This window comes from Citrobacter sp. SX206 (assembly GCF_024181025.1).
Classification (GTDB): domain Bacteria; phylum Pseudomonadota; class Gammaproteobacteria; order Enterobacterales; family Enterobacteriaceae; genus Citrobacter; species Citrobacter youngae.
In genome coordinates this window covers 2,601,767-2,625,603 of the sequence record NZ_CP049738.1, presented here as the reverse complement: position 1 = coordinate 2,625,603, position 23,837 = coordinate 2,601,767, and the positions used below count along the sequence as shown (strand labels likewise).

Sequence of the window (23,837 nt, the reverse complement as noted above, 5' to 3'; positions counted from 1 at the left end):
GAAAATCCTGCAGAAAAATAATCACGCACCGGCGCGTTTTTTCTGTTTGTTCATATAGAGCTGTGCATCAGATGCTTTGTAAGCATCATCAATAGTGTCGTTCGGCTGCATATTATAAACCCCGGCTGAGAAGCTGATGGATATATCATGCGCAATAATTTGTAAGTTATAGCGAATTCTCTCCAGCAGGCGGGGCGTTAAATCACTGGGATGGTCGATGAGGATGATACAAAACTCATCGCCGCCGAGGCGGATGGCGTAGTCGCTTTTGCGAATGGAACTTTGAATGGCTTTGGCCAGATGAGTGATAATCCGATCACCTTCTTTATGCCCTAACGTATCATTGATGACTTTCAGCTTATCGCAGTCGATGGCGATAAAGGTGACGAGAGTGCCCGTATTGACCAACTGCTGCAAACGTTGTTCGAGCGTCGGGGTTAAAACTTTCCGATTGTAGAGTCCGGTCATGGCGTCACTGATATTTTCGCGCGTGACGTTGTGATACAAGCGAAAATGCGTTCTGACCAAATTCAACAGCAAAATTGTTGCCAGCAGATAGAAAGCGAAGATTTTCCAGGATGAGACAATAAAGTACATTAAATCAAGCGTTAAGGTGATGCGTATGCCGCCTGGAATGTCCTTCTCGTAGTGAACATAGTGAAACAGGTTAGTCTCACTTTGGTGAACGAGAATCTCTTTACCGGAGCTGGTATCCGAGAGCGTAACGTTAAGATAGCTCCATACCAGAGGCCGGTCGCTGGTATAAAAGATATTCTTTAAATTCTCTTTGTTGATATCCACCATTACTACACCTTTTAACTTACCGGTAGAGTAGACCGGCGTTAAAAAGCTCATCACCTTTTTCCCGGTCAGGTTATCCAGATAAATACTGGAGATCACCGTACGCCCCGTGAAAATACCGTCAATATCATTCTGGTCGATGCCCAGGGTGCCTTTTTGCAAAAACGTCCAGTTATGTATCGCAAATTGGCGCGAGTCGATTCGGTCATAGAAATAGACGTAGTTATTTTTGAGGTCGACGTAATATCGGAATTTATACTCCAGCGTACCTAATCCCTGACCGTAATCTTTCTGCTCACGATTAGCGTTTACCGCCTTATCAAAAGAGGGCAGCAGGAATATGTCTTCAAGTTGTTCGCTACATTTCGTTGAGGTGGTTTGCAGCGTCCCGTGCAATGGCGGGTAGTTATGCTCTGTGAGATTGAGTCCATGAGTGCCGTTAACGCTGTCGAAAGCGTTGCAAAGTGCTTTTTGTTGTTCGACAGACGCGGGTTCCTGAGGGGATGAAAATGTGCGCATCAGATGGGCGGCAATACTTTGATTAGTATACTTATCATAAAGAAACGATGAGTCGGCTTTCTCATTGATATAGCGCATGTACGCATTCATCGCTTTATCGCTGGCAATGAGCTCATAAACCAAAAAAGAAGACGTCAAAACAATTACGCTAACGGAGATAAAGAGCCTGAGCGCTTTATGATGCAATTTCATAATGATTTACAGCCCTGTAAGTCTGATACTTCAGTCTATCACACGGTATAGCTCCTCTCTAACGCTACGCGGAAGGACATTTTGTAATAAAAAACATTCGTACTCTTCACCTTTAACTCTTAATGTTGTATTTATAATGCAACTTATAGAAAAGGAGACAGGCAGATGAGCACGACTGAAAAAGCGGGCCATACGTTCTTAGCCAGCCTGGGCAAAACCCGTCTGCGTCCGGGGGGCATTGAAGCAACAGAGTGGTTGTTCAGCCAGTCACAGCTGGCGCCCGACAGCCAGGTGCTGGAAGTGGCCTGTAATATGGCCACCACGGCGATAGAGATAGCGCAACGCTTTGGTTGTACGGTCTACGCTATCGATATGGATAAAACCGCGCTATCAAATGCCAGAAATAATGTGGCAGCAAATGGGCTGGAAAATCACATTCATGTGATGGCTGCGAATGCCAGTACCCTTCCTTTTGCGGATAACAGCTTCGATGTGGTGATTAACGAGGCCATGCTGACAATGTATGCCGATAAAGCGAAGGCGAAATTAATTGCCGAATATTATCGCGTGTTGAAACCCGGCGGTCGTCTGTTAACCCACGACATTATGTTCACCACTCAAAGACTGGACGCGAGCGAGCAGGGCAAGCTTGTGGAGGTGGTGAAATCAAACGTGAGTCCGATGACCAGACAAGGCTGGCGTGAGTTATTTCTCAACTGCGGTTTTGAACAGGTCATGCAGCAGAATGGCGCTATGTCGCTGATGTCGCCAGGAGGATTAATTCGTGATGAGGGAGTTACTGGGGCGATTAAAATTATGTTTAACGGTTTACGCACTTACGAAAATCGCCGTCGGTTCCTGAAAATGTTTCGCTTCTTCCGTTCGCAACGTCATCAGCTAAACTACATTGCCTGCTGCTCTGTTAAGGGAAAATAAAAACAGGATGAGGCACTATTTATAAAATCAGTCAGCACATATACGCGCTGACTGATTTGTTTAGGCTAATTATTGCTGGTCGTACTTTGCTTATGGAACAGTTCGCGGAATACCGGGTAAATATCATCCTGATCGCGAATATGCTGCATCGCAAAGTTTTCAAACGTTGATTGCAGATGTTCGTATTCACGCCACAAGGTCTGGTGCGCACGGCGAGTGATTTCGATATAGCTGTAATATCTCACCACCGGCAGCAGTTTTTTCGCCAGGATTTCATGACACAGTGGTGAATCATCTGCCCAGTTATCGCCATCCGATGCCTGAGCGGCATAGATATTCCACTGGGCAGGGTTGTAGCGATCTTTTACCACTTCATCCATTAACTTCAGGGCGCTGGAAACTATGGTTCCCCCCGTTTCCTGAGAGTAGAAGAACTCGTGTTCATCAACCTCTTTCGCCTGAGTATGATGGCGAATATAGACAACCTCCACGTTTTTGTAAGTGCGGCTCAGGAACAGATACAGCAGGATATAAAAACGTTTTGCCATATCTTTAGTCGACTGATCCATTGAGCCGGAGACGTCCATCAGACAGAACATCACCGCCTGGCTGGAAGGATCGGGTCGTTTCTCATAATTCTTGTAGCGCAAATCAAAAGTATCTATAAACGGCACGCGTTCGATTTTTGCCCGTAGTTCGGCAATCTCTTTGCGTAACCTTTCCTCTTCCAGCAACTGCGCGGGTTCACTTTTGGCGATGGTTTCCAGATCGGCCTCAAGCGCATGCAGTTCACGACGTTTACCCGCCGTCATTGCTGTGCGACGCGCCAGTGAGTTTTGCAAGGAGCGCACCACGCTGATATTGGCGGGCACACCGTTGGAGGTAAATCCTGCACGGTGCGTTTTAAACTCCGTTAACTGACGTTGCTGATTCTGCTTCAGATTAGGAAGCGCTAAATCTTCGAACAGCAGATCAAGATATTCATCTTTAGATATCTGAAAGACGAACTCATCCTGACCCTCGCCATCCTGACTGGCCTGGCCTTGTCCGCTACCTGAACCGCCGCCGCCCCCCTGCGGACGTTCGATACGGTCATTCTGTACAAAATGATCATTACCTGGATGCACGCGATGACGCAGGCCACCGCGCCCCTGATGAAACATCGGTTCGCTAATATCATCGGTCGGAATAGAGACAGATTCGCCGCTATCTACATCGGTCACCGAACGCTTGTTAATGGCCTCGGAGATCGACTGTTTAATTTGCGATTTATAACGGCGCAAGAAGCGTTGGCGATTTACCGTGCTCTTGTTCTTGCCGTTAAGACGCCGGTCAATAAACCAGGTCATATGCCCCCCGTACTGCCAACTGTTCGCCATGTCTGTAAGTGCCGGATGGCGCTGGCGCTATCCGGCCTACGGAACATTATTTTGCAAGCCCGGTAAGCGCATGCACCACCGGGCACTTATGTTAAGATGATTTACGTACGCGCAAATACCATTCGCACAGTAAACGTACCTGTTTACGCGTATAGCCTTTTTCCATCATACGGTCGACAAAATCGTCGTGCTTTTTCTGCTCGTCAGTCGAGGTTTTAGCGTTAAACGAAATGACCGGCAGCAACTCTTCGGTATTCGAGAACATTTTCTTCTCAATAACCGTGCGCAGTTTTTCGTAACTGGTCCAGTTTGGATTGCGACCGCTGTTATTCGCTCTGGCACGCAGAACAAAGTTGACGATCTCGTTACGGAAATCTTTCGGGTTGCTGATACCCGCCGGCTTTTCAATTTTCTCCAGTTCTGAGTTCAGTGACTCGCGATCGAACAGCTGACCGGTATCTGGATCGCGATACTCCTGATCCTGAATCCAGAAATCCGCATAGGTCACATAACGGTCAAAAATGTTCTGTCCGTATTCGGAATAAGATTCGAGATAAGCCGTCTGGATCTCTTTGCCGATGAATTCAGCATATTTCGGGATCAGATAGCCTTTCAGGAACTCAAGATAACGCTCAGCCTGCTCCTGCGGGAATTGCTCGCGTTCGATTTGCTGCTCCAGTACGTAGAACAGATGAACCGGGTTAGCTGCCACTTCGGCATGGTCAAAGTTAAAGACGCGAGAGAGGATCTTAAACGCGAAACGCGTGGACAGACCGTTCATTCCCTCATCAACCCCGGCGTAATCCCGATACTCCTGATAGGATTTCGCTTTTGGATCGGTATCTTTCAGGCTTTCGCCATCGTAAACGCGCATCTTCGAGTAAATGCTCGAGTTCTCAGGTTCTTTCAGGCGAGAAAGAATGGTAAAGCGAGAGAGGGTTTCCAACGTGCCCGGTGCGCAAGGCGCATGGGTCAGCTCACTATGGTTAAGCAGTTTTTCGTAAATTTTGATCTCTTCAGAGATCCGCAGGCAATAAGGCACTTTGACGATGTAAACACGGTCAAGGAACGCCTCATTGTTTTTGTTATTACGGAACGTTACCCATTCAGATTCGTTCGAGTGGGCAAGAATAATCCCGTTAAACGGCAGGGCGGAGATACCTTCTGTCCCGTTGTAGTTTCCTTCCTGGGTGGCAGTCAGCAGAGGATGCAGCACTTTAATCGGTGCTTTAAACATCTCAACGAATTCCATAATCCCCTGGTTGGAGCGGCACAGCGCACCTGAGTAGCCATAGGCGTCAGGATCGTTCTGGGCGTGGTGTTCGAGTTTACGAATATCCACTTTCCCGACCAGAGCGGAAATGTCCTGGTTGTTTTCATCACCAGGCTCCGTTTTAGCGATGGCGATTTGCTCGAGAATAGACGGCCAGACTTTGACGACGCGGAATTTAGTGATGTCCCCGCCGAAATCATGCAAACGCTTCGCAGCCCACGGCGACATGATTGTACCGAGATAGCGACGCGGGACCCCATACTCTTTTTCCAGGATCTGTGCATCTTCCTGCGGATTAAACAGGCATAACGGATGATCGTTAACCGGGCTACGTTCACCATTGGCGCTGAGGACATAAATGGGCACTCTTTGCATCAGCGATTTCAGTCGCTCTGCAAGCGATGATTTCCCGCCTCCCACAGGCCCCAGCAGATAGAGGATCTGCTTCTTCTCTTCCAGCCCCTGAGCCGCATGTTTCAGATAAGAAACAATCTGTTCAATCGCGTCTTCCATGCCGTAAAACTCTTCAAAAGCGGGATAACGTGCAATCACCCGATTCGAAAAGAGTCGAGAAAGTCGAGGTTCGTGGGCAGTGTCAACCATGACAGGCTCACCAATAGCCATTAATAGCCGCTCTGCCGCGTTGGCATAAGCACTGCGATCTTGCCGACAAGTGGTAAGAAACTCCTGCAGCGTGAACTCTTCGTCCTTGGCAGCTTCATAACGCTGGCGATAGTGATCGAATATATTCATGGTATGCCGTCCTTTCGTTTTTTAGCACATGTTAAGAGCCGTTCATATGAATAGTAGAGGCCCCTGAAGAGGTAAACTGAACGACGTCGCTGCTGAAGAAATAAGCAACTCTCATGCCATTTCGATGGTCAGGAGATCAACGTATTCGGTGATACACCTTCTAAATTTAAGCGTAGATGGCATTTGCAAAACTTGCCTGTACGCGCAAATGAATTTCAATGGCATATCAATAACTCATCAGCAAAAAAAGCACATGTTATGTAAAGAAATGGGGCTGAATTCATGTGGTGTTCACCGTACTGCAAGCAAAATGTCATCACTCGTTGAGAAATTAGGGGGTTACATTGGGCAGGTAATACGTAAAATAGTTGGGCTGAAGCGTATTGGCGGTTACACTTTCGTCGCTAAACATTTGAATAAGGAATTATGGATTGTGACCAAACTCAAACTTCTGGCACTTGGCGTGCTTATTGCCACGTCCGCGAGCGTCGCGCAAGCAGAAAGCAACCTGACGCTGGGCGCAGGCGTTGGTGTGGTTGAACACCCTTACAAAAACTACGATAGTGACGTTTACCCGGTCCCTGTTGTGACCTATGAAAGCGACAACTTCTGGTTCCGTGGTCTGGGCGGCGGTTACTACCTGTGGAATGACAATACAGATAAATTATCTGTGATGGCGTACTGGTCGCCACTGTACTTCAAGCCGGGCGACAGCGACGATAGCCGTCTGCGCAATCTCGATAAGCGCAAGAGCACCATGATGGCCGGGCTTTCTTACGTGCATAACACACAATATGGTTTCCTGCGTACCAGCCTCGCGGGAGACGCACTGGATAACAGTAATGGTATCGTATGGGATCTGGCATGGCTGTACCGTTATACCAACGGGGGCCTGACGCTGACACCGGGGATTGGTGTTGAGTGGAACAGTGAAAACCAGAACCAGTACTACTACGGTGTATCGCGCCACGAATCGTCCCGCAGTGGTTTACGCAGCTACGATCCTGAAAGCAGCTGGAATCCGTACCTTGAACTCAGCGCCAACTATAATTTCTTAGGCGACTGGAGCGTGTACGGTACTGCGCGTTACACCCGTTTGTCTGATGAAGTGACAGACAGCCCGATGGTAGACAAATCCTGGACGGGTCTGATCTCAACGGGTATCACCTATAAGTTCTGATGCATTTCCAATGCTGAACATGAGCCCGCGTTATGCGGGCTTTTTTATGCCTGACGGGAATGAATGTTGATCTCAAGCATGAGAATTCACGATTTCTGCTGATTCTGCCTTATGCGATGCTGCAACGAATAATTAACGTGTTTTACCTGGTGTAGTTACCAAAAAGGAACGTATTATTTAATTAGTCTGATATCGATTTTCTTACAGCGTAAGAAATACAGGTGTCGCAGAACCAATCATCGTTAGCGACTAACAAAATCTACTACGGCAATATACTGAAAATGCACTGTTTTGTTATTACTCCTGGATCTCAATTAACCTTGCAAAACGTGTTGAAAATATCTGATAACTATTTTTATCGTTTAATTTAACCATGAAAGTCATCTTTCATGTGAAAACTAAAAAACAAAACGTTTAATTTTATTTTACATTCTTTAGGTAATTATCTGAAAAAATTAAAATTGACATTAAATATTCTATTGCAGATATTACTCAAACTTTGAAAATAGTGAGCGTAATTCTTTCTTGCAGAAATATAATCTGCGATGAAGGTTTTTGAGAATAAACCTGGTATAGATAATGAAAAAATTAATCATGATAGCTGTGATGGGTGGGGTTCTGGCGGGTTGTTCTACCGAGGCCTCTCGCATGAATGACTGTGAGAACAAGGGCGTCAGTCGGGATGCATGCTACGTTGTTGAGCAGAATCGTCAGGCTACAATCAATGCTGCAGCGGAAAAACAGGCTATGGAAAATGCACAGAACCTGTACATCACAAATGACTGTAATTCCAGCCATCATCATAATCACAATAAATATTAAGGTTTTACTCATGAATAAATTAATTATTACCGCTGCGCTGGTGGCATCAACTGTTGTCCCTGCTCATGCTATTAGCGAGGCTTACCGTCGTCAGTTGCAACATGATCATAAAACCATGGTTAGTGAAGCGAATGTTCCGGTTAACGCCAGTATGGTAAAATCTATACATGTGAATAAACTGGGGGTTGATTTTAAACGTGGTACCGATGGCATTGCCTACATTAATGGTAGCCCGGCAGCCAATGATGAAAATAATGCAGATGCGCAAACTTACAGTGCAGGCCTGACTTCGGTTATTGTGTATAAGAACGGAAAAATAAACGCCATGAAAGAAGGTAAATATTTAGGCCGTTTAAAATAATCTCTGTACAGCTAACAAGTTATCTGTCTGAGCCCGGAAATAAATACTGTTCCCGGGTTTTTTATTGTGTCTGATTAACGACGAGCCCTCCAAACGAGGATGGTGCAATTTGTGCACCATCACAGGACACATCACCCATGTTTTGCTTTACTGTGGTGCATGTGCTCAGGGGGAACTATGACAGTAAAACAAGTGATGTTTACAAAACAGGTATCACTTCCTGCTATTGGGCAGGGAACATGGAACATGGGGGAGAACCCCTGCCGTCGTCGTGATGAAGTCTCGACGTTGCAGGCTGGCCTGGATCTGGGGCTGCGTCTGATTGATACGGCAGAAATGTATGCTGATGGTGCAGCAGAAGAGATTGTTGGCGAAGCCTTAGCGGGACGGCGCGATGGTGCATTTTTGGTTTCAAAAGTTTATCCGTGGAATGCCGGAGGCCAGAAAGCGATTGCTGCCTGTGAAGGCAGTCTGCGCCGGCTGAAAACCGACTATCTGGATCTCTATTTGCTGCACTGGACGGGGGACTTTACTTATGAAGAAACCGTCAGCGCCATGGAAAAACTCATCGCTCAGGGGAAAATTCGTCGGTGGGGTGTTTCGAATCTCGATTATGACGAGATGCAGGCGCTATGGCAGGTTGCAGGTGGACGACAATGCGCCACTAACCAGGTGCTATATCATTTAGCGTCGCGCGGCATTGAATATGACTTGCTGCCGTGGTGTCAGCAGCAGCAGACGCCGGTCATGGCATACAGTCCGCTGGCCCAGGCGGGACGGTTGCGCCGTGGTCTGCTCACTCATTCGGTGATTAGCGACATTGCACGTGCACACGATGCCAGTACCGCCCAGATCTTGCTGGCGTGGGTTATTCGTCAACCGGGCGTGATCGCGATTCCAAAAGCGGCAAGCGTAGCGCATGTCGAACAAAATGCCGCCGCGCTGAATATCACGCTCTCGGTTGATGAACTGAAGTTGTTAGATGAGGCATATCCGGCGCCAAAAGGTAAAACGGCGCTGGATATGGCCTGATTTGCCTGATGGCGCTGCGCTTATCAGGCCTACGGCTACGAGCGGTTTGTAGGCCGGATAAGGCGTCAGCCGCATCCGGCATGATGCGCAGAGTTGTCTTAGCGTTTAGCCACACGAATAGTCTGCGCGAGGCGAGATGGTTTTTCTTCGGTGGTTTTCTGCGGAGCGGTCGCGTAAGCCGTTTCTACACAAACAAACGTTTTGTAACCGTCATCCGGCATGTCGCCCATGCTAATGGACAGCGCCGGACCCGGGTTCCAGCCGACAACGTTCAGATGGTGGTGGTGCACGACATCGATATTGCGATTCAACGCATCATCATGAATCACGCTGCACGCTTCCGGATTCAGATAGACACGATCGGTGCGGTCCGGGAAGGTCTGAATGCCGTCAGCCAGCACATCTTCTTTCGCATCGTTCACTTTATCGATCAGGCGATCGCCAAGACCACTGACTTTCACTGCGGCAATATCACCCACGTTGAAGTAGGTATGCAGTGCGGAGGTGGTTTCAAACTCACCGTGGGCTTCCAGTTCGATTTCACAGGTAGCACCGACCTTAAAGCGGGCAAGCAGGGTAAAGTCGTGTGGCCATAGCTGACGCGTTTCAGCGTTGCTCTGCAGTTCAAACGTCAACACCACGCCATTGTCGTCTTCGTTATGCGCTTTCAGCGTCCATGGCAGGTTACGGGCAAAACCATGCGAAGGCAAACCCTGTTGAGCCGCCGGGCCAAACCACGGCCAGCAAATGGGGACGCCGCCACGCAGCGCTACGCCTGTTTTGAACGGGGTATTGTTACTGAGCCACAGGACTTCCTCTTCGCCGTTTGGTTTCCAGGAAAGAAGATGTGCGCCCTGTAGCGCGAAAGAAGCTTTAACCTGTGGGTGATCGATAACAAGAACCTCAAGTTCATCAAGCTGACGGCGGGAGAGGACAGGGGTAAGCTGTTCAATGACCGGGAGAGCGAAAATTTTGTTAATCATGATGCAATCCTTGGTATATAAATATTTTGGTCATAAAAAAAGGCGACCGAAGTCGCCTTTTTGGATCAGATACTCATCTCAACTTATTTGGAGATGTGAGCAATCAGGTCCAGAACTTTGTTGGAGTAGCCGGTTTCGTTGTCGTACCAGGATACCAGTTTCACGAAGTTGTCGTTCAGTGCGATACCAGCTTTAGCATCGAACACGGAAGTGCAAACTTCACCGTTGAAATCGGTAGATACGACGTCGTCTTCGGTGTAACCCAGAACGCCTTTCATCGGGCCTTCGGAAGCAGCTTTGATTGCTTTCTTAATTTCTTCATAAGAAGCAGCTTTTTCCAGACGAACGGTCAGGTCAACAACGGATACGTTCGGGGTAGGAACGCGGAACGCCATACCGGTCAGTTTGCCGTTCAGTTCTGGCAGTACTTTACCTACAGCTTTAGCAGCACCGGTAGAGGACGGGATGATGTTCTGGGATGCGCCGCGGCCGCCGCGCCAGTCTTTGTGAGACGGGCCATCAACGGTTTTCTGAGTAGCGGTGGTCGCGTGAACAGTCGTCATCAGACCTTCGATGATGCCGAAGTTGTCGTTGATAACTTTAGCCAGCGGAGCCAGGCAGTTAGTGGTGCAGGAAGCGTTAGAAACGATGTCCTGACCTTCATATTTGTCAAAGTTTGCGCCTTTAACAAACATCGGCGTGTTATCTTTGGACGGACCAGTCAGAACCACTTTTTTCGCGCCAGCAGTGATGTGCTTACGAGCAGTTTCGTCTGTCAGGAACAGGCCAGTAGCTTCAGCAACTACGTCAACACCAACTTCGTCCCATTTCAGGTTAGCCGGATCACGTTCAGCGGTAACACGGATTTTTTTACCGTTTACGATCAGATGACCGTCTTTCACTTCAACGGTACCGTTGAAACGGCCGTGAGTGGAGTCATATTTCAGCATGTAAGCCATGTAGTCAGCGTCTAACAGGTCGTTGATTGCAACGATCTCGATGTCAGAGCGTTCTTGAGCAGCACGGAAAACAATGCGACCGATACGGCCAAAACCGTTGATACCTACTTTGATAGTCATATATTCCACCAGCTATTTGTTAGTGAATAAAAGGTTGCCTGTAAAATTACAAAAACCTTACGCAGCGTCAAGCGGAATCGTGTCAATCATTGCGACAAATCAATCTGCTGCCTAAGCTTTGCGCAACTGACTCGCCTCACTCTTCCTTTGGGCTTGAAACCACATGGGGTCGGCGGCCCGAATTTTAAAGGGCAATTAAGATAAAAACGTGATTCTTATCACGAATTGCAGGCTGCCATTTCGCAAGGATCAAGTTTAGAACAAAAGTTCGCACTCCGGTGTTAATGTTTTGTTAGAATCTGTCTCGCAATGTGAGTTTAGATAAAGTGAGATGTGAGCAAATGGCTAATCAACCTTCTCCAGAAGAACTGAAAAAAAATTTAACCGAAATGCAGTTCTACGTGACGCAGAATCACGGGACAGAACCGCCATTTACCGGGCGTTTGCTGCATAACAAGCGTGACGGCATCTACCACTGTCTGATCTGCGACAAACCGCTATTTCGTTCCGAGACAAAATATGACTCTGGCTGCGGCTGGCCCAGCTTTTACGAGCCCGTCAGTGAAGAGGCTATCCGTTACATAAAAGATACTTCACATGGTATGCAGCGCATTGAAATTCGCTGTGGTAACTGTGATGCGCACCTCGGACACGTTTTTCCGGATGGTCCGAAACCTACCGGTGAACGTTACTGCGTTAACTCAGCGTCTTTGAACTTCACCGATGGTGAAAACGGCGAGCAAACCAAGGGCTAAAGAAACGATTCAGCAAATTATTCTACGGAGAGTGGATTTAACATGAATCTTGATGAGATGATCAACAGCATGACGCCGGAAGTTTATCAGCGCTTATCGACTGCCGTTGAACTCGGAAAATGGCCGGATGGCGTGGCACTAACGGCAGAACAAAAAGAGAACAGCTTACAGCTGGTGATGTTATGGCAAGCGCGAAACAATATTGACGCACAGCATATGACGATCGATACCAATGGTGAGATGGTGATGAAGAGTAAGCAGCAGCTAAAAATGGAATTTGGGATTACGCCCGAACCGATTGCGACGTTTAAATCCTGATTAACCTGGCCCGGCAAACATCGGTGTCGGGCCCGCAGTTGATGTTATTTCTTGTTCATCATCGCCTTCAGATCGGCAAACGGATTGTATTTCGCCTCGCCGACGTCTTTCTGCGCATCTTCCCCCGCCACTACAGTGGAACCATACTGATCCACCTCAGTGTATTTCGAATGCTCATGATCGTGACAGTACAGGCACAACATCTCCCAGTTGCTGCCATCTTCCGGGTTATTGGAGTGATCGTGATCGATGTGATGTACCGTCAGCTCGCGCAAATTTGAATACACGAACTCACGGGAACAACGTCCACAAACCCAGGGGAAGAGCTTTAGCGCCTTTTCCCGGTATCCGACTTCCAGACGGGCGTAATTTTTAGGGATAAAAGCCATAAAAGCGCATGCCTCCAGTAGAAAATGAAGAGCTGCGCCAAAGGCTGGCGCAGCAGAATGGGCTAATCATAACCTATTGTGTCAGGCGTTGGGATCAGTGTTTGATGCCTAACGAATCGGCTAACTGCTTCGCCAACTGGTTTTGGTCATCTGCACCGTATTCCCAGAACATGGCACCTCCCAATCCTTTGCTCTTGATGTAGTCAGCCTTGATCGCTACCGAGCGCGGGTTTTCATAAGAGAGGGCAAAAAGTGCTTTTCCATCTGCAGACTGCACCGAGAGCCACGGCACTTTTGCTTCATCATCCCAATGTTGGCTAAAGCGTTTTTGCGGATCGTTGATCAACTTCGCCACAATATCGTTGTACTTCACATAGGTATCTTTGCTCAGATCGACGCCCAGTGATTTGAACAACTCAATTTGCGCAGGCTCGAAATAGGGCTGGGTAACAGGATTTTTCTGCGCGTCAGGTTTGCTCCAGTCAATACCTGGCTCAACGGCGCGTTTTGGTACGCGTCCATAAAAACCGATGCCCAGGTTCATCTGACTCGCTTTTAGACCAGCGGCAAGGTAGTTGTCGACGACAAAATTGGCGCTGTACCTATCCGCTGCGGCGACCGTTGGCCACTGTGTCGAATCGTACAGATTCGAGTTGAAATACTGAGTACCGTAGGCCATGTCATAGGTCATCAGGTTGATGTAATCGAGCGATGGCGCAATGGCTTTCACATCCACCCAGCTTTTCGGACTTTCCGCATTCGCACCCACGGCGATGGTTAGCAGTTTTTTATGACCCAACGCGGCACGCAGCTCTGTTAACAGCGCGGTAAAGTTCGCGCGGTCGGCTGGCTGGCTTTCAACCAGTCCCCAGGCGCCGTTGACCGGATATTCCCAGTCAAGGTCGATGCCATCCAGTCCATATTTCGCAATTATCTCCTGCGCAGACTGAATAAACACCGCGCGCGATTCTTTCGTTGCGGCAGCCCCAGAGAATCCGCGTGCGCCCCAGCCGCCGACGGAAAGCAGAACTTTCAGGTTCGGATTCTGTTTACGCAGCTGTGGAATTTTCAGCAAATCATCCTGCACTTTCTGTGAAAGCCAAATTTGATGGAGCTTGCTGGCATCTTTTAAGGCGTCATTGGTCTCGTCTTTTTCATTGTTATAGACAAGGCCAAATGAATAGTTGAGATGGGTTATCTGGCGAACATCCAGTTTATTGATATCGCCACCAGGACCCGCGGTGACGTCACCACCGCCATTGAAGTAGCCAACAGACATCAGCGAACTGGCGGAAACAACGCTCGCGCAGAGCAGGGGTAATGCTGCCAACAAAGGCAAAAGTTTCATCGGTGTTCCTCTTTGACATTTAAACAAGCAAACACGCCACGGAAATGGCGTGGCGAAAAAAACAGCACTTGCAGGTTAACAGTTTCATAACAGAAAAAATGCGAAGGGGTTCACGGCATTTTAGCCAAGCGGCTGCAATGTGCCGTTGGCTTTCGATTCAATCTGGCACTTATTTGTGATCTAAGTTGTGAAATGCAGATCATAATCTGTGTTTTAAAGATTTTGTGTTGACCTCAAAAATTATATGGATAAGTATGATGCCAGGTGATGCAAAACTAAACACAAAGGAAAATTCAATGAAAGCACTGGCAAGATTTGGCAAGGCCTTTGGCGGCTACAAAATGATTGATGTCCCGGAACCGGTATGCGGCCCGGATGACGTAGTGATTGAAATCAAAGCGGCGGCTATCTGCGGCGCGGACATGAAACACTACAATGTTGATAGCGGATCTGATCAATTTAACTCCATCCGCGGCCATGAGTTCGCCGGTAAAATTGTCCGCGTTGGCGACAAAGTTAAGGACTGGAAAATCGGTCAGCGAGTGGTTTCTGACAACAGCGGGCACGTCTGTGGCGTTTGTCCGGCTTGCGAACAAGGTGATTTTCTTTGTTGTACAGAAAAAGTGAATTTAGGTCTGGATAACAATACCTGGGGAGGTGGGTTTTCGAAATATTGTCTGGTTCCTGGGGAGATCCTCAAAATTCACCGTCATGCGCTGTGGGAAATCCCAACAGGCGTTGATTATGAAGAGGCGGCTGTACTCGACCCCATCTGCAATGCCTACAAATCTATCGCTCAGCAATCCAAATTTCTTCCGGGTCAGGATGTAGTGGTTTTTGGTACCGGCCCGCTGGGACTTTTTTCGGTACAAATGGCGCGCATTATGGGGGCCGTTAATATCGTGATGGTCGGGCTGGAAGACGATGTCGCAGTGCGTTTCCCGATAGCCAAAGAAATGGGGGCCACGGCTGTCGTCAACGGTTCGACCGAAGATGTGGTTGCGCGCTGCCAGGAAATCTGCGGTAAAGACAACCTGGGACTGGTTATCGAATGCTCCGGCGCCAATATCGCCCTTAAACAATCGATCGAAATGTTGCGCCCGAATGGTGAAGTCGTTCGCGTGGGCATGGGCTTTAAACCTCTCGATTTTTCTATTAACGACATCACTGCGTGGAATAAAAGCATCATTGGTCATATGGCCTACGATTCCACTTCCTGGCGCAATGCTATTCGCCTGCTCGCTAGCGGTGCGATAAAAGTCAAACCGATGATCACTCACCGTATCGGCTTATCGCAATGGCGAGAAGGTTTTGACGCGATGGTCGATAAGACTGCGATTAAGGTCATCATGACCTACGACTTTGATGAATAACTCCATTTATTAAAGGAAGGTTCCCGGATGGAACAAATAGCAAAACCGCACTGCGGCGCGAGGTTGGACAGGCTGCCTGACTGTCGCTGGCATACGTCAATGTTTGCCATGGTTGCCTTCGGATTACTGGTTTGCTGGAGTAATGCCGTCGGCGGATTAATTCTCGCGCAGTTAAAAGAACTTGGCTGGACTGATAATTCCACCACCGCCACATTCTCTGCCATTACGACGGCTGGAATGTTTCTCGGTGCGCTCGGCGGGGGAATTATTGGCGATAAAATCGGGCGTAAAAACGCATTTATTCTGTATGAAGCGATTCATATTATTTCTATGATCGTGGGTGCGTTTTCACCCAATATGACCTTTCTGATCGCCTGCCGTTTTGTAATGGGAGTTGGATTAGGCGCGCTGTTAGTGACCTTATTTGCCGGGTTTACCGAATATATGCCTGGCAGAAATCGTGGTACATGGTCGAGTCGGGTCTCGTTTATCGGCAACTGGTCTTACCCGCTCTGTTCGCTGATTGCGATGGGGCTGACGCCACTTATCAGCGCAGAATGGAACTGGCGCGTACAGCTGTTGATTCCAGCGGTGCTGTCGCTCATAGCTACTGTTATTGCCTGGCGCAGTTTCCCCGAGTCGCCTCGCTGGCTGGAGTCTCGCGGGCGCTACCAGGAAGCCGAAAAGGTGATGCGGGCAATTGAAGAAGGTGTCATTCGACAGACCGGTAAGCCACTGCCGCCAGTCGTGATAAAGGATGATGGCAAACAACCGCGTTCTGTACCGTACTCCGCCTTATTAACAGGTGTATTGCTGAAGCGGGTTATTTTGGGTTCTTTTGTTCTGATTGCCATGAACGTCGTTCAGTACACCTTAATTAACTGGCTACCGACAATATTTATGACTCAGGGTATTAATCTGAAAGACTCCATTGTCTTAAATACCATGAGCATGTTCGGTGCGCCGTTTGGGATTTTTATCGCCATGCTGGTCATGGATAAAATTCCGAGAAAAACAATGGGTGTGGGGTTATTAGTGTTAATTGCTGTACTGGGTTATATCTATTCGCTGCAAACCAGTATGCTGTTAATTACATTAATCGGTTTTTTCCTGATTACCTTTGTTTATATGTATGTTTGTTATGCCTCCGCTGTCTATGTTCCGGAAATATGGCCAACCGAAGCGAAACTTCGCGGTTCGGGACTGGCCAACGCGGTCGGGCGTGTCAGTGGTATCGCCGCACCTTATGCAGTCGCAGTATTACTTAATGGTTACGGCGTGACAGGGGTGTTTGTACTGCTAGGTGCGGTCTCCATTATTGTCGCCATTGCTATTGCTACCATCGGAATTGAAACCAAAGGCGTCTCTGTCGAAAGTCTCGGGATTGATGCAGTCACCAGCAAATAATATTGACGGGAAATAAAATGAAAAACTCGAAAGCGATATTAAAAACGCCGGGCACGATGAAAATCATCGCCGCCGATATCCCGGTGCCAAAAGAGCACGAAGTGCTGATCAAAGTTGAATACGTTGGCATTTGCGGTTCAGATGTTCATGGATTTGAATCAGGTCCTTTTATTCCGCCGAAAGATCCTCATCAGGAAATTGGTCTGGGGCATGAATGCGCCGGTACGGTGGTGGCGGTAGGGAACCGTGTAACCAAATTTAAACCGGGTGATCGGGTGAATATTGAACCCGGTGTACCGTGTGGTCACTGCCGCTACTGCCTGGAAGGGAAATACAACATCTGCCCTGACGTCGATTTTATGGCTACGCAACCTAACTATCGCGGCGCGCTAACCCACTATCTGTGTCATCCAGAGAGTTTCACCTACAAATTGCCCGATAACATGGACACCCTGGAAGGTGCGTTGGTGGAACCTGCGGCGGTGGGTATGCATGCTGCAATGCTGGCAGACGTTAAACCGGGTAAGAAAATCGTCATTCTCGGGGCGGGGTGTATTGGTTTAATGACTCTGCAAGCGTGTAAATGCTTGGGCGCAACCGAGATCGCGGTGGTTGATGTGCTGGAAAAACGTCTGGCGATGGCCGAACAGCTTGGCGCGACGACCGTGATCAACGGGGCGAAAGAGGACACCGTTGCCCGCTGCCAGCAGTTCTCCGGAGATATGGGGGCCGATATTGTTTTTGAAACCGCAGGTTCAGCGATCACTGTTAAGCAGGCGCCGTATCTGGTGATGCGCGGCGGGAAAATAATGATCGTCGGTACAGTACCTGGTGATTCCGCAATTAATTTCCTAAAAATTAACCGTGAAGTGTCTATTCAGACCGTTTTCCGTTACGCCAACCGTTATCCGGTTACTATTGAAGCCATATCCTCCGGTCGGTTCGATGTGAAATCGATGGTGACGCATATTTACGATTATGCAGATGTTCAGCGCGCGTTTGATGAATCCGTTAATAACAAAAGCGAAATTATTAAAGGCGTAATTAAAGTAAATCATTAATTTATCGCAAAGGGAGAAATAACCATGCTGGCAGATATTAAATATTGGGAAAATGATGCCCAAAATAAACATTATGCAATTGCTCACTTTAACGTGTGGAATGCAGAAATGCTAATGGGGGTGATTGATGCGGCGGAAGAATCGAAATCGCCGGTGATTATCTCCTTCGGTACTGGTTTTGTGGGGAATACCTCATTCGAAGATTTTTCGCACATGATGGTTTCAATGGCTAAAAAGGCCTCGGTTCCAGTTATTACCCACTGGGATCACGGCCGCAGCATGGAGATTATCCATAACGCCTGGACTCATGGCATGAATTCGCTGATGCGTGATGCCTCTGCCTTTGATTTCGAAGAGAATATTCGCCTGACCAAAGAGGCGGTCGATTTCTTCCACCCGCTGGGTATTCCGGTCGAAGCTGAACTGGGCCATGTGGGCAATGAAACGGTGTACGAAGAGGCGCTGGCGGGTTATCACTACACTGACCCAAGCCAGGCGGCTGAGTTTGTCGAGCGTACCGGCTGTGACTCGCTGGCGGTAGCGATTGGTAACCAGCACGGCGTCTACACCTCCGAACCGAAACTGAATTTCGACGTGGTTAAACGCGTGCGCGAAGCCGTATCCGTTCCACTGGTACTGCATGGTGCGTCGGGTATCAGCGATGCGGATATCAAAAAAGCCATTTCATTAGGTATCTCTAAAATCAACATTCACACCGAACTGTGCCAGGCTGCGATGGTGGCAGTGCAGGAGAACCAGGACCAGCCGTTCCTGCACGTTGAACGTGAAGTACGTAAAGCCGTAAAAGCGCGCGCGCTGGAGAAAATCAAATTGTTTGGTTCAGACGGTAAAGCGGAATGACAACATGGATAATATCGAGGTTATTTGTATAGGGGCTGCTATTGTTGATATTCCTTTACAGCCTGTGAGTAAAAATATCTTTGATGTTGACTCTTATCCGTTAGAACGAATAGCGATGACAACCGGCGGTGACGCAATTAACGAAGCGACAATTATTTCTCGTCTCGGTCATCGTACAGCGTTAATGAGCCGGGTTGGGGCTGATGCAGCAGGTCATTTTATTCTCGACCACTGTCGTCGGGAGAATATAGATATTCAGAGCCTGAAGCAGGATGCCGCAATTGATACATCTATTAACGTGGGATTAGTCACCGCCGATGGCGAGCGTACTTTTGTGACTAACCGTAACGGCAGCCTGTGGAAGCTGAATATCAGCGATGTTGATTTTGACCGCTTCTCTCAAGCAAAGTTGTTGTCGCTGGCGAGTATTTTTAATAGCCCGTTACTGGATGGCGATGCACTGACTGCAATTTTCACTCAGGCGAAAGCGCATCGGTTAATTATCTGCGCGGATATGATCAAACCGCGGCTTAATGAAACACTGGAAGATATTCGCCGGGCATTGAGCTACGTGGATTATCTGTTTCCTAATTTTGAGGAGGCAAAACTGCTCACCGGGAAAGAGACGCTGGATGACATTGCCGACAGTTTCCTGAACTGTGGCGTGAAAACAGTCGTGATTAAGACCGGCAAGAGAGGCTGCTTTATCAAGCGTGTCGATATGAAAATCGAGGTTCCAGCCGTTTCGGGAATTACCGCCATCGACACTATCGGCGCGGGAGACAATTTTGCCTCGGGATTTATTTCAGCGCTGCTTGAAGGCAAAACCCTGCGTGAGTGCGCGCTGTTTGCTAATGCAACGGCAGCCATATCGGTTTTGAGCGTAGGGGCCACGACGGGTGTGAAGAACAGAAAGCTGGTGGAACAACTTCTCGATGAATATGAAGGATAATAGCGGCAGATGAAAATGATTCCTTTAGGCAGTACGGATATTACGCTTTCCCGCATGGGATTAGGCACCTGGGCGATTGGCGGCGGTCCGGCGTGGAACGGCGATCTCGATCTGCAGGTATGTATTGATACCATTGTTGAGGCGCATCGCTGCGGTATTAATCTGATTGATACCGCGCCAGGCTACAACTTTGGCAACAGTGAAGTGATTGTCGGTCAGGCGCTGAAAAAGCTACCGCGTAACGATATCGTTGTTGAAACCAAATGCGGCATCGTCTGGGAACGAACAGGCAGCCTGTTTAACAAAGTGGGCGACCGGCAGTTGTATAAAAACCTCACGCCCGAGTCGATTCGCGAAGAGGTGGATGCCAGCCTGCAAAGACTGGGTATTGAGAGCATTGATATCTACATGACCCACTGGCAGTCGGTCGAACCCTGTTTTACGCCGATTGCAGAAACCGTCGATACACTAAACGCACTCAAGAAAGAGGGGAAAATTCGTTCTATCGGTGCGGCGAACGTCGATGCGGAACATATCAGGGAGTATCTCAAACACGGTGAGCTGGATATCATCCAGGCCAAGTACAGCATCCTTGACCGGGCACTGGAGGCTGAACTGCTGCCGTTATGCCAGCAGCATGGCATTGTGGTGCAGGTCTATTCACCGCTCGAGCAGGGGTTGTTGACCGGTACTATCGCCAGAGATTATGTCCCGGGCGGGGCGCGGGCCAACAAAGTCTGGTTCCAACGGGACAATATGCTACGGGTGATTGACATGCTTGAGCAATGGCGGCCGTTGTGCGAAAAATACCGCTGCACAATCCCCGCGTTGGCACTGGCGTGGATTTTGAAGCAAAGCAATTTAATCACCTTGCTGAGCGGCGCAACCGCGCCTGAACAGGTTCGTGATAATGTTCAGGCGTTAACGATTTCCCTGACCGATGATGATTCTTCATTGATGAGGCGAATGGCTGAGGCGTTGGATACAAAATAAGCCAAATGGGAGTTACCTCTGTTTCTGTGTAAAATAGTATTAAAATCTGTGATTCAGACATGTTCTTTTGAAAATAAACATAGCCTGTGAGATACTTGGGTCTTATTATTACTTTGCAGGAAACAGAGGTGTCATCGTGGCGGCAAAAGACAGGATTCAGGCCATTAAGCAAATGGTGGCGAATGATAAGAAAGTAGCGGTATCTAATTTAAGTTCGATCTTTCAGGTGACTGAAGAAACGATTCGCCGCGATCTGGAAAAACTGGAAGATGAAGGTTTTTTGACCCGAACATATGGCGGTGCAGTGCTCAATACCACCGCGTTGTCCGACAATATCCATTTTTATAAGCGTGCAAAATCTTTTTTTGAAGAAAAGCAGATCATTGCCCGTAATGCATTACCGTTTATTAAAAATAAGACCACCATGGCTGCCGACTCCAGCAGTACCGCGATGGAATTATTAAAACTGTTGAAGGAAAGAAACGATCTGACGCTCCTGACCAACTCGGCCGAAGCTTTTCATGAGCTGGCACAGTCAGAGATTAACGTTGTTTCTACTGGCGGTGAATTAAATAAAAATACGCTGTCGCTTCAGGGAAGGATCACCAAGGAGATTATCAGCCGCTATCATGTTGATATCCTGGTGATGAGCTGCAAAGGTCTGGATATGCAGAGCGGGGCGCTTGATTCTAACGAAGCGGAAGCTGAAATCAAAAAGACGATGATCCGCCAGGCGACCGAAGTAGCTCTGTTAGTTGATCATTCGAAGTTCGATCGTAAAGCGTTCGTCCAGCTCGTGGACTTTAGCCATATTAATTATCTTATAACCAATAAGGCACCGGGTGCAGAGTGGATTGCATTTTGCAAAGAGAATAATATTCAACTCGTATATTAATTTTAACGTAGGGCGTGTCGATATTATTTTAGTTTGCACCTGGGCAATGCCATAAGAACCTAATGATGATGGATGGCGCGGCGAATTTTATTCTGCCGCGATCGCCATACTTTCTATTTAGCTTAATTTGAGGCATCCAGATGGAACAATGTGACCCTATCGGTGCAAGATTAGATCGCTTACCTTTATCTCGATTTCATTTTCGTATTTTCGGCATTATCAGTTTTAGTCTATTAGTCACCGGTTTTCTCAGCTATTCCGGGAATGTGGTATTGGCAAAATTAGTCAGTACCGGTTGGTCAAATAATTACCTCAACGCCGTGTTTACCTCGGCTCTGATGTTTGGCTATTTTATTGGCTCACTAACCGGTGGCTTTATTGGTGATTATCTTGGCCGACGCAAGGCGTTTCGCTTCAATTTGCTGATCGTCGGGGTCTCTGCCTGTGCGGCAACGTTTGTGCCTAACATGTACTGGCTTATCTTTTTCCGCTTCCTGATGGGGAGCGGAATGGGAGCGCTAATTATGGTGGGCTATGCCTCATTTACTGAATTTATTCCGCCCGGGGTGCGTGGGAAGTGGTCTGCTCGCCTGTCGTTTGTCGGCAACTGGTCGCCGATGCTGTCGGCGGCAATTGGCGTTGTGATTATCGCCTTTCTAAGCTGGCGGATGATGTTTTTACTCGGTGGCATGGCAATGCTCTTAGCATGGTATCTGTCGGGAAAGTACTATATTGAATCTCCTCGTTGGTTGGCTGGCAAAGGACAGAGAAACGAAGCTGAAAAACATCTTCTACAGGTGGAACTGCAAATTGAGAAAGAAAAAAACATCACTTTACCATCCTGCCGGAACGAATGCTCGTCGGCGGATTTAAGCACGGCATGTGGTTCATTTTGGCTCTTGTTTAAGGGGCCAATGTTGCGCTGTACACTGGTGGCGATCACGGTGCTTATCGCAATGAATATTTCGCTCTACACCATTACGGTATGGATCCCGACGATATTTGTTAATTCGGGAATCGATGTAACGAAATCCATATTTATGACCGCGATAATTATGATTGGCGCGCCAGTTGGGATATTTATTGCCGCGTTAATTATCGATCGCTTTCCACGGCGATTGTTTGGCTCATTCTTGTTGATTATTATCGCATTGCTCGGGTATTTCTATTCACTTCAAACTGAAGAGTGGGCCATTCTGAGCTACGGGCTGGTGATGATTTTTTTTCTGTATATGTATGTCTGCTTTGCCTCTGCAGTTTATGTCCCGGAACTATGGCCCACGCACCTTAGATTGAGAGGATCAGGTTTTGTGAATGCGGTGGGAAGGATTGTCGCTGTGTTTACGCCCTATGGCGTCGCTATTTTGTTGACCCGCTATGGCTCCGTTACGGTCTTTATCGTGTTAGGAGTAATGTTGGTTCTATGCGCGCTGATTCTTTTTTGTTTTGGCATCGAAACACGCAAAGTATCGCTGGAAGAGATTTCAGCGCTGGCCTGAGATAACGCGCCGACAGGAGTGACCCTGTCGGCATCGCTTACGGCTGTGTTTCCAGCCAGTCGTCCAACGTATACAGCGTTGCGCCCGCCGCCGACATTTCTATAAAGGCGTTTGCACTGTCCTGGGGTTGGATATTGACGCCACGACAGCCGTCGGTAATAACGCTGACGGTGTAGCCAAGATCGAGCGCATCCAGTACGGTGAATTTAACGCAATAGTCGGTTGCCAGACCCATGATGATGAGTTCGGCAATGCGGCGTTCGAGTAGCCATGCATTCAGCGCGGTAGCCTGACGACGACCGTTATCAAAAAACGCACTATAGCTGTCGACCAGCGGGTTCTCACCTTTAGTGAACGTTTGAGTTATCGCATGCTGGTTCAGCAGCGGATGCAGGGCTGCACCTGCGCTGTTTTGTACGCAATGATCGGGCCAGAACGTCTGCGCCAGGCCATCGAGTTGTCCCTGACTGTAGGGGGCAACCTGATGCTGGCTGGCAAAGCTGCCGTGATTAGCCGGGTGCCAGTCCAGGCTGGCAACGACGGTGTCACCGCGTACGGCACACCAGTCAATCAGACGGTTGGCAATATCGATTGTGCTGTCACCTTGTGGGACCGCGAGGGCACCACCGGCACAAAAGTCATTTTGTAAATCGACCAACAGTAAGGCTCGGGCCAT

23 protein-coding genes are annotated in these 23,837 nt (G+C 48.3%); 15 read left to right on the top strand and 8 right to left on the bottom strand.

The annotated features are described in order from the left end of the window. Window positions 1-21: 21 nt before the first annotated feature. Window positions 22-1,512 carry a diguanylate cyclase DgcJ gene (gene dgcJ / locus G8S19_RS12860; RefSeq protein WP_253685269.1) on the bottom strand — a complete coding sequence of 497 codons (1,491 nt, stop codon included), beginning with the start codon at window positions 1,510-1,512 and terminating at the stop codon, window positions 22-24. A gap of 165 nt (window positions 1,513-1,677) precedes the next feature. Between dgcJ and G8S19_RS12855 the strand changes: the two genes are divergently transcribed. Then, a complete protein-coding gene (locus G8S19_RS12855) occupies window positions 1,678-2,448 on the top strand; it encodes a class I SAM-dependent methyltransferase (RefSeq protein ID WP_048211927.1) in 771 nt (256 codons plus the stop codon). A gap of 65 nt (window positions 2,449-2,513) precedes the next feature. Here the strand turns inward: G8S19_RS12855 and G8S19_RS12850 are convergent, their stop codons facing one another. Both G8S19_RS12850 and yeaG read right to left on the bottom strand, forming a co-directional pair. Continuing rightward, window positions 2,514-3,797, bottom strand: coding sequence for a YeaH/YhbH family protein (locus G8S19_RS12850; protein ID WP_101741747.1), 1,284 nt, complete (start codon window positions 3,795-3,797; stop codon window positions 2,514-2,516). A 121-nt stretch (window positions 3,798-3,918) separates the two neighbouring features. Continuing rightward, window positions 3,919-5,853 carry a protein kinase YeaG gene (gene yeaG, locus G8S19_RS12845; protein WP_005120355.1) on the bottom strand — a complete coding sequence of 645 codons (1,935 nt, stop codon included), beginning with the start codon at window positions 5,851-5,853 and terminating at the stop codon, window positions 3,919-3,921. 433 nt (window positions 5,854-6,286) lie between these two features. On the opposite strand from yeaG, the gene G8S19_RS12840 reads away from it, so the two are divergent. The 4 genes from G8S19_RS12840 to G8S19_RS12825 all read left to right on the top strand — a co-directional run bounded on the left by G8S19_RS12840 (window position 6,287) and on the right by G8S19_RS12825 (window position 9,248). Then, window positions 6,287-7,033, top strand: coding sequence for a MipA/OmpV family protein (locus G8S19_RS12840; protein WP_048212595.1), 747 nt, complete (start codon window positions 6,287-6,289; stop codon window positions 7,031-7,033). A gap of 579 nt (window positions 7,034-7,612) precedes the next feature. Beyond that, entirely contained in the window at window positions 7,613-7,855 is a 243-nt protein-coding gene (locus tag G8S19_RS12835; RefSeq protein ID WP_124021664.1) for a hypothetical protein, read from the top strand. Between the two features lie 10 nt (window positions 7,856-7,865). Then, complete coding sequence (locus G8S19_RS12830) at window positions 7,866-8,216, top strand: hypothetical protein (RefSeq protein ID WP_124021665.1); 351 nt, start codon at window positions 7,866-7,868, stop codon at window positions 8,214-8,216. Between the two features lie 177 nt (window positions 8,217-8,393). Next, window positions 8,394-9,248, top strand: coding sequence for an aldo/keto reductase (locus G8S19_RS12825; protein WP_253685267.1), 855 nt, complete (start codon window positions 8,394-8,396; stop codon window positions 9,246-9,248). Window positions 9,249-9,346: 98 nt separating this feature from the next. Here G8S19_RS12825 and G8S19_RS12820 read toward each other — a convergent pair whose 3' ends face one another. Both G8S19_RS12820 and gapA read right to left on the bottom strand, forming a co-directional pair. Further along, on the bottom strand, window positions 9,347-10,231 hold the full coding sequence (locus G8S19_RS12820) for a D-hexose-6-phosphate mutarotase (RefSeq protein WP_124021667.1): 885 nt from the start codon (window positions 10,229-10,231) through the stop codon (window positions 9,347-9,349). An 83-nt stretch (window positions 10,232-10,314) separates the two neighbouring features. Next, window positions 10,315-11,310 (bottom strand): glyceraldehyde-3-phosphate dehydrogenase, encoded by a 996-nt coding sequence (gene gapA / locus G8S19_RS12815; RefSeq protein WP_003030697.1) that lies wholly within the window; start codon window positions 11,308-11,310, stop codon window positions 10,315-10,317. A gap of 341 nt (window positions 11,311-11,651) precedes the next feature. On the opposite strand from gapA, the gene msrB reads away from it, so the two are divergent. Together msrB and G8S19_RS12805 are read left to right on the top strand one after the other, a co-directional pair. Next, window positions 11,652-12,065: a peptide-methionine (R)-S-oxide reductase MsrB gene (msrB, locus tag G8S19_RS12810; protein ID WP_061067757.1), complete on the top strand. Its 414-nt coding sequence runs from the start codon at window positions 11,652-11,654 to the stop codon at window positions 12,063-12,065. A gap of 42 nt (window positions 12,066-12,107) precedes the next feature. After that, on the top strand, window positions 12,108-12,383 hold the full coding sequence (locus tag G8S19_RS12805) for a YeaC family protein (protein ID WP_048211919.1): 276 nt from the start codon (window positions 12,108-12,110) through the stop codon (window positions 12,381-12,383). A gap of 44 nt (window positions 12,384-12,427) precedes the next feature. Here G8S19_RS12805 and yajD read toward each other — a convergent pair whose 3' ends face one another. Both yajD and G8S19_RS12795 read right to left on the bottom strand, forming a co-directional pair. Next, window positions 12,428-12,772, bottom strand: coding sequence for an HNH nuclease YajD (gene yajD, locus G8S19_RS12800; RefSeq protein WP_003030690.1), 345 nt, complete (start codon window positions 12,770-12,772; stop codon window positions 12,428-12,430). A 94-nt stretch (window positions 12,773-12,866) separates the two neighbouring features. Then, window positions 12,867-14,120: a glycoside hydrolase family 18 protein gene (locus tag G8S19_RS12795; RefSeq protein WP_116360183.1), complete on the bottom strand. Its 1,254-nt coding sequence runs from the start codon at window positions 14,118-14,120 to the stop codon at window positions 12,867-12,869. Window positions 14,121-14,416: 296 nt separating this feature from the next. On the opposite strand from G8S19_RS12795, the gene G8S19_RS12790 reads away from it, so the two are divergent. The 8 genes from G8S19_RS12790 to G8S19_RS12755 all read left to right on the top strand — a co-directional run bounded on the left by G8S19_RS12790 (window position 14,417) and on the right by G8S19_RS12755 (window position 23,161). Then, entirely contained in the window at window positions 14,417-15,493 is a 1,077-nt protein-coding gene (locus G8S19_RS12790; protein WP_101741742.1) for a zinc-binding dehydrogenase, read from the top strand. 27 nt (window positions 15,494-15,520) lie between these two features. After that, complete coding sequence (locus tag G8S19_RS12785) at window positions 15,521-16,900, top strand: MFS transporter (RefSeq protein WP_047498907.1); 1,380 nt, start codon at window positions 15,521-15,523, stop codon at window positions 16,898-16,900. Window positions 16,901-16,917: 17 nt separating this feature from the next. Continuing rightward, window positions 16,918-17,961 (top strand): NAD(P)-dependent alcohol dehydrogenase, encoded by a 1,044-nt coding sequence (locus G8S19_RS12780; protein WP_253685265.1) that lies wholly within the window; start codon window positions 16,918-16,920, stop codon window positions 17,959-17,961. A 24-nt stretch (window positions 17,962-17,985) separates the two neighbouring features. Next, window positions 17,986-18,822, top strand: a complete 837-nt coding sequence (locus tag G8S19_RS12775; protein ID WP_253685263.1) for a ketose-bisphosphate aldolase — start codon at window positions 17,986-17,988, stop codon at window positions 18,820-18,822. A 4-nt stretch (window positions 18,823-18,826) separates the two neighbouring features. Continuing rightward, a complete protein-coding gene (locus tag G8S19_RS12770) occupies window positions 18,827-19,774 on the top strand; it encodes a carbohydrate kinase family protein (RefSeq protein WP_101741739.1) in 948 nt (315 codons plus the stop codon). A gap of 9 nt (window positions 19,775-19,783) precedes the next feature. Next, window positions 19,784-20,767 carry an aldo/keto reductase gene (locus tag G8S19_RS12765; RefSeq protein ID WP_048211912.1) on the top strand — a complete coding sequence of 328 codons (984 nt, stop codon included), beginning with the start codon at window positions 19,784-19,786 and terminating at the stop codon, window positions 20,765-20,767. Window positions 20,768-20,903: 136 nt separating this feature from the next. Then, the gene (locus G8S19_RS12760; RefSeq protein ID WP_048211911.1) at window positions 20,904-21,662 is read left to right on the top strand and encodes a DeoR/GlpR family DNA-binding transcription regulator; all 759 of its coding nucleotides are present in this window, start codon (window positions 20,904-20,906) and stop codon (window positions 21,660-21,662) included. 140 nt (window positions 21,663-21,802) lie between these two features. Continuing rightward, the gene (locus G8S19_RS12755) at window positions 21,803-23,161 is read left to right on the top strand and encodes an MFS transporter (protein ID WP_253685261.1); all 1,359 of its coding nucleotides are present in this window, start codon (window positions 21,803-21,805) and stop codon (window positions 23,159-23,161) included. 37 nt (window positions 23,162-23,198) lie between these two features. Here G8S19_RS12755 and pncA read toward each other — a convergent pair whose 3' ends face one another. Next, entirely contained in the window at window positions 23,199-23,837 is a 639-nt protein-coding gene (gene pncA / locus G8S19_RS12750) for a bifunctional nicotinamidase/pyrazinamidase (protein ID WP_124021674.1), read from the bottom strand.